We start from the raw sequence: 6,204 nt of genomic DNA on the forward strand, positions 1-6,204 counted from the left end.
AAGTGAAAGCACATCAATGGCAGGCATAGGCGGCAATGGCGGAGGTACGAATGCCCGCACGGTTTCGCCAGCAACTGCTGTTTCGACAAAGCGGCCGAACCGCTGATTTAGCTCGGAATCAGACATAGGCCGATTATGATTTTCAGCTACTATTTAAGCAAGTGGGCCTTCGCTTAAATAACGAAGCAGCTAAGGTAAGCGCTCTTAAATAAGCGTACGCCCAGTCGAGCGCCTTGAATGAATGCGACCCGCAGACCTGATCATGGGTTCAAGTGGGATAACGGCGATTTATGGAACTCTTTGAGAGACGTGGGACATGACCGGAATTCAACCTACCGCTGATCGGGTCTTCGAAGATGAGGTTCTTGCACGCCCGGATTTCGCGATCCTAGCTGGGCTGCAGTCGGTCTCGCTGCACCCCTGGTCGACGAGACCTCACCTTCTAAACTCATGACGAAATCCTTACGACAGGCCCGCCGAGAACTCCATGAGCGGCAGGGTTTTAGTCAAACATCTTTTTGATCGTCGCGATTGGGATGAACATCCGCATCGCGTTTGTTGGCAGAGGCTGGAAGCCGTATTCCTTGTAAAGCTTTACTCGTCTCTCGGTCCGCTCTGCATCACCGCAATCCAGGACATCGAGCAAGACGATTGCCGTACCTATGTCATCCGAGATACGCGCTATTCGCGTCAAGCAGTCGATCAGCAGGTCACCGCCGTATCCGCTGCCAGCGAATTTCAAGTCGCGACCGATCATTGAGATGTAGGCCGCGGGAATTGACCCATGTCCCGGCCGGTCGCGGGCGAACCTTTTCGGAAGCTCCGTATAATCAACAGCGTGGCTGTTGATGGCGTAGAAGCCCATCACCGGGCCTGCGTCCTGCGTCATTACGAAAACACGAACATTGTCGCTCTTCTGAAGCTTGTTTGCGGTCTTCTGAAAGAAATTGTCGACCTGCTCAATGCCGCACGAAAAAGCCGCCCGATCATGTTTTAGGGGATCGAGCGGCTCGATGATTGGCTTTGGCGCTTCGTTTTGCGGCATTATTTTGAAACGACAGTCTCGCTGTGACGCTTGAAAGCAGCCTTAAGTCTATCTGTCGGCTCTGGCGGGTTGTCCAGTGCAGCAAAAAACGCAGCATGATCGGCTGGCTGCAAAAAGGTCCGTTCATGGACGGCGATCGTCGTCATGGCGGCTTGATAAGCAGCGTTGATCGTGAAAGCGGAGTCGTCTACACCGGACAGCGCAGCAGCGCGTTGAATTGCCGTCTTGATGCGCGCCTTCGTACGGAAGCCCATACGTGCGTCGTTTGGTTCATCGATTTCGGCAGTCATGTCTTTGAAAGCAAGCATAGTCGCCTCCTCTTCGGGTGTAACTGTGTGGTTATGTGTACGTCAAAATGACGTACCCGTCAAGTTGATATACGGATCTTCGTACGTCGCGTGTGCGTACGTTCAGTGAACGTCGCGCAACAGTTCCTGCGCACCGTGTATGTGGGCAGGCGAACGTCAACGGCTCATCGTTAGTCGAGACTGGCCTCGCTACGGCAGCCGATACGAACGGACGGATTGATATCGAGCATCTGGGCAAGCGGTGCCCACTCAACATGTGCCAGCGTCGTCAGCGATATCGCGAGAATAGAGGCCCGTGCATACGATAAGCCGTGAAGCGACGATATTGCGCCAGCCCAGGGTCTGATTTTGTATTGAAGGGTATGAAGGTACAATCGTTTTTGCGGTTGCTGGCCTTGCCACGGCGACGAGTGTCGCAGCACGCCGCTTCACTTCCAAGAGCGTCTCGGAGACGTCGTCCATGTCGAAGAGACCGATCCGACCGAATTGACTTTACAGCTCAGCGCAATGAGACAGGGAGGGCAACGGATCGCCCTCCCGCAAACGTCATGCAACTTCGGCAGAAAACCGCGCAAACAGCGGCTTCAGGCGGGGATGCCGTGCCGCCCGAGGCGGATGGATCTCGATGTTTCGGCCGGATTTCGTCTCGCGCCTAAGCCATTCGCTGATGGTCTCAGCGCTGGTGTGATCAATGTAAAACAGGTGTTTGCCGATGATATTGACTTTACGGCCGTCGGGTAGCCCTTCGAACGTGCTGAGTATCGCCGGCACGTCTTTGCAGGTGACCGCTCCGCGCAAACGGACATGGATTTCGTTATCGACCTCAGCATGCCTGATCACAAGCTTTCGACGCAGATAGGGGAGAATTTCCAGAATCGACAGCGCAAGGCCGAGCGCCACGCCGACCAGCAAATCCTGCAGGACGACCATGGCCACCGTCACTGCCCATATTCCGACCGGTACGAGACCATGGTGCTCGAACAAGTGACGCACATGGTGGAGACTGATCAGCCTCCAGCCAGTGACGAGCAGGACGGCGGCAAGCGCCGTCAACGGCACCATTCCCAACACGCCCGGTAAAAGCGCCACCAACGCCAGGATCCAAACGCCATGTAATATTGCCGAGGTGCGCGTGCGAGCTCCAGCCTGGATATTGGCCGATGATCGAACAATGACACCCGTGATCGGCAATGCCCCGAGCAATCCACAAAGGCCGTTACCGACGCCTTGGGCGAATAGTTCCTTGTTGAAGCGGGTACGTTCTCCATCGTGCATTCGGTCGACGGCGGCCGCGGAAAGAAGCGTTTCGGCGCTTGCAATGACGGCAATCATCAACGTCATTAAAATAATGCCCGGCTGCACAAGCTGGGCGAAATTCCCGGCCGTCGGAAAGGATATGCTGTCAACTAGAGAGGCGGGCACGTCCACGCGGGCGATCGGGAGTTCAAGCCTGATTGTCAAGATTGTAGCGGCAGCAACACCGACAAGAGCTCCCGGGACCAGCGACAGTGATTTCGGGCGGAATTTCTCCCAACACACCATCGCAAGAAGAGCGATGAGGCCGACCAACAGTGCGACGGCCTCGTTGGTGACATTGGTGCCCGTTAACCGGCTGACGCTCTCGTCGATGGCGGTGACGTTCTCTATGCCGCCTGCTGCGGGCTTGGCACCCATGAGAACATGGATCTGTCCCAGGATGATCAAAATGCCGATGCCGGCCAGCATCCCATGAACCACCGCCGGAGAAATCGCTCTGAACCAGGAGCCGATTCTCAGGAAACCCGCCACGATCTGCAGAAGTCCGACAACGAGCAGCACAGGACCGAGCATGGCAATGCCATGCTGTTCGACGAAGCCGAAGACGATCACGGCAAGACCGGCGGCAGGCCCGGAGACCTGAAGAGGTGAGCCTGCCAGCACGCCCACGACCAGCCCTCCTACGATACCGGAGATCAGCCCCATGGCCGCGGGCACCCCCGATGCGATTGCAATGCCCAGGCAGAGCGGAATAGCAACAAGGAAAACCACGAGAGACGAAGCGAGGTCGCGTGAAACAGGGCCGGTGTTTGTCATGGCACTACTCCCCTGCAAGCGCTGCGGCAATCCGCGGCATGACATGCGGATGGCCTCGTCCTGTGAAGGCGACCGGCAGCGGCTCCCCCTCCTGTACCTCCGTAAACCTGGCCAGAACCCCGTCATAGACCTGGACCTCACCCGTCTCGATATCGAAGAACCAGCCGTGGAGTGTGATTTCGCTGGTCGCGAGCTTTGCCGCCACTGATGGATGGGTCTTCAGGTGGTCAATCTGTACGACCACATTTTCCATCGCTACCGCACGTACACGCTCAGCGTCGGAAAGATCGTCGGGATAGGCCTGGCAAACAATCGAATAAGCGGCGTGGCTGTGCCGCAGCCAGGCTGCTACATTCGGCATTGGTTCCAGCATTTGTGGGAGGCACAGCCCTTTCATCGCCCCGCAATCGGAGTGACCGCAGACAACAATGTCGCTGACGCCGAGCGCCAGGATGGCATATTCGATTGCGGAAGAGACCCCACCATTGAGGGTCGAGAAGGGGGGAACGATATTGCCGGCATTGCGGCAGACGAAGAGATCGCCGGGTCCGGACTGCGTTATGGTTTCCGGCATCACGCGGCTGTCGGCACAAGATATCATCAGGGCATGTGGCTGCTGGCCTTCGCGCGCGAGTTTGCGGTAAAGCGCGGAATGGGTCGGGAACACGGCGCCGCGAAAACTGGAGATACCTTTCAGGAGATCACCCATATTCGGATCCTCTTTCTGGCCGGACAGTGGGAGGATTGTCTCGTCCGGCGGGTTGCAGAAGCGATCTGTTCGCACGTGCACAATAAAGGACAAGACGAGAGCAAAAGAAGAGCCGCGGAGCATATTGCATCGCAACATTATTTGAACAAATGTGATCTGCAGTTGCCGCTGATATCGCCCAATTTCGTGATCGCGCTGGCAAACATGGAGTTCGGCAAGTGGCCTGAACGACTGGCCGTTGGCTCACCAGGTCGAACTGCATTCTTCGTCCAGAAGGCTCTGACCGAGCGCACAGCAAGCTCGACATCGTCGCCACATATCGTCAACCGAGGCAAAGGCATTGTCCATGCGTGCCGCGACGATGCGCGCCGCGTCAGCGACCGCCAGTCCTTTCACCTGCCGGAAACCGAGCCGTACGGCGTGGCGGCCAGAATTGCCGATCCGCTCCAGCGTGCAGTCCCAACGGGACCGATTGATGCAGACCGGCCGCACCTCGACGCCGTGGGCTCTCGCGTCGCCGACGATCTGCGCCGGCGCGTAAAAACCCATGGGCTGCGAATTGATCAGCGCCGCGCAGAAGGCTTCCGGATAATGGCATTTGATGTAGCTCGACGCATAGGCGATCAGCGCGAACGAGGCTGCATGGCTCTCCGGAAAACCATAGGAACCAAAGCCTTCGAGCTGGGAGAAGGTCTTTTCGGCGAATTCCGGCGTGTAGCCGTTTCTCACCATGCCGGAGACGAGCTTGTCCTTGAACCGCGAGACGCCGCCGGTGAACTTGAAGGTCGCCATCGACTTGCGCAGCTGGTCGGCCTCGCCGCCGGTAAAGCCGGCGCAGACCATCGCCACCCGCATCGCCGACTCCTGAAACAGCGGCACGCCCAGCGTCTTGCCGAGCACCGCCTCAAGCTCGGGAGTCGGATATTCGACTGCCTCCTTGCCTTCGCAAGTCGGTCCTCCGGTCCGATAAAAATCCTGCACTGGCCCAGACGGACCCGGAACGAGCGGTTCCCAGCGCGCGCCTCTCGACCCCAACGCAGGTTACAGCCGTTTGGAAAGGTGAAGGGGGCTGCCCGCCGCTGCCTGGTATCCTCTAGCCTCGTAAAACGTCTTGGCGGTTTGGGTGCTTTCCAAGACACACATCTTTATCCCGCGCGCGCGGGCCTGGGCCTCCAGCGCGAGCAAGATCGCTTTGCTTATTCCCTTGAAGCGTGCGTCGGGGTGAGCATAATTGAGCAGGATTTCACCCTGTGCATCCACCATGCCGACCCCGACAATGTTGCCCGCAAGTTCTGCGACTAGAACTGTGGCATCATCGCAATTGATCCATGCTGCCCAGGACCCGGCAGTCTTATTGGAGAGCCAAATCGCAATCTCAGCGTCATCGTCGTGGTGATCAGCGCTGCACAATTGCGTTATAGACTGGCGCAGGATCGCGATGGCCGCCTCGGCGTCGGTTTTTTTACCGACTCGAATGGAGATGGTCATTTCAACCTCGATACTTCACTGTCGTGCGTGAAGATATTGAGATGGCCTTCCGCCTGTAGGCTCGGCTCCTTCCAGCTCGTCCCCAAAGCCGCCTTCAGCTCCTCCACAGATACACCCGGCTGCATCGGAGCCGATCTCGCATTGTCTATCGGCATGCGCGTCCTCTCTCGCTGACCGTCCCGCGCAAGAGATAGGACGGGTCGGAGACAGGGCAATGACGTAGCGGGAGGTTGGAGGCTCAGCGTGGCTGCGAAGGCGCGCAGTCGTTGACAGCGAAAGACCCCGCATTCGATTCAGTGATAAGCGACAATACTTTCCGGCATTCGGCGCCAATGAGCTTCTTGTCGATGAACTGATCGGCATGGTCGAATTTGCGGTCGAGTACGGCTACTTCGACAAGGAACACGATCTGGAATGGAGCCGCCGCTTGAATCCGGAGACGCTTTCCTGGGAGCAGTTTCTGAAGTCGTCCGACTGGCGCGGCGACAGGAAGCAGTTCGGCCTTTGAACCAGTCCGCCGGGGCCGACAACCGCCGGAATACGGTCACGCAGTTGTCGACGTCGAAATGGCACAGGCTGGC

General features: G+C 57.8%; 5 protein-coding genes and 3 pseudogenes. 1 reads left to right on the forward strand and 7 read right to left on the reverse strand.

What is annotated here, in order from left to right; genetic code table 11:
* From HFO71_RS36165 to HFO71_RS35625, 7 genes and pseudogenes are all read right to left on the reverse strand, one after another.
* Positions 1–126: pseudogene (locus tag HFO71_RS36165) on the reverse strand (Fic family protein); the annotation flags it as partial.
* Positions 127–502: 376 nt separating this feature from the next.
* Positions 503–1,045 (reverse strand): GNAT family N-acetyltransferase, encoded by a 543-nt coding sequence (locus tag HFO71_RS35600; protein ID WP_077976711.1) that lies wholly within the window; start codon positions 1,043–1,045, stop codon positions 503–505.
* Entirely contained in the window at positions 1,045–1,353 is a 309-nt protein-coding gene (locus tag HFO71_RS35605; protein ID WP_003563077.1) for a type II toxin-antitoxin system TacA family antitoxin, read from the reverse strand. The genes HFO71_RS35600 and HFO71_RS35605 overlap by 1 nt, the downstream gene beginning before the upstream one ends.
* A 546-nt stretch (positions 1,354–1,899) precedes the next feature.
* Positions 1,900–3,426 carry a SulP family inorganic anion transporter gene (locus HFO71_RS35610; RefSeq protein ID WP_221989119.1) on the reverse strand — a complete coding sequence of 509 codons (1,527 nt, stop codon included), beginning with the start codon at positions 3,424–3,426 and terminating at the stop codon, positions 1,900–1,902.
* 4 nt (positions 3,427–3,430) lie between these two features.
* Complete coding sequence (locus tag HFO71_RS35615; RefSeq protein ID WP_077977035.1) at positions 3,431–4,135, reverse strand: carbonic anhydrase; 705 nt, start codon at positions 4,133–4,135, stop codon at positions 3,431–3,433.
* Positions 4,136–4,441: 306 nt separating this feature from the next.
* Positions 4,442–5,080 (reverse strand): annotated as a pseudogene (locus tag HFO71_RS35620) (helix-hairpin-helix domain-containing protein); the annotation flags it as partial.
* A 96-nt stretch (positions 5,081–5,176) separates the two neighbouring features.
* Complete coding sequence (locus HFO71_RS35625; RefSeq protein WP_221989122.1) at positions 5,177–5,623, reverse strand: GNAT family N-acetyltransferase; 447 nt, start codon at positions 5,621–5,623, stop codon at positions 5,177–5,179.
* A gap of 310 nt (positions 5,624–5,933) precedes the next feature.
* On the opposite strand from HFO71_RS35625, the pseudogene HFO71_RS35630 reads away from it, so the two are divergent.
* Positions 5,934–6,131 (forward strand): annotated as a pseudogene (locus tag HFO71_RS35630) (NmrA/HSCARG family protein); the annotation flags it as partial.
* Positions 6,132–6,204: the final 73 nt, after the last annotated feature.

Origin of the sequence: Rhizobium laguerreae (assembly GCF_019778565.1) — a bacterium.
In the GTDB taxonomy this organism is placed as follows: Bacteria; Pseudomonadota; Alphaproteobacteria; order Rhizobiales; family Rhizobiaceae; genus Rhizobium; species Rhizobium laguerreae.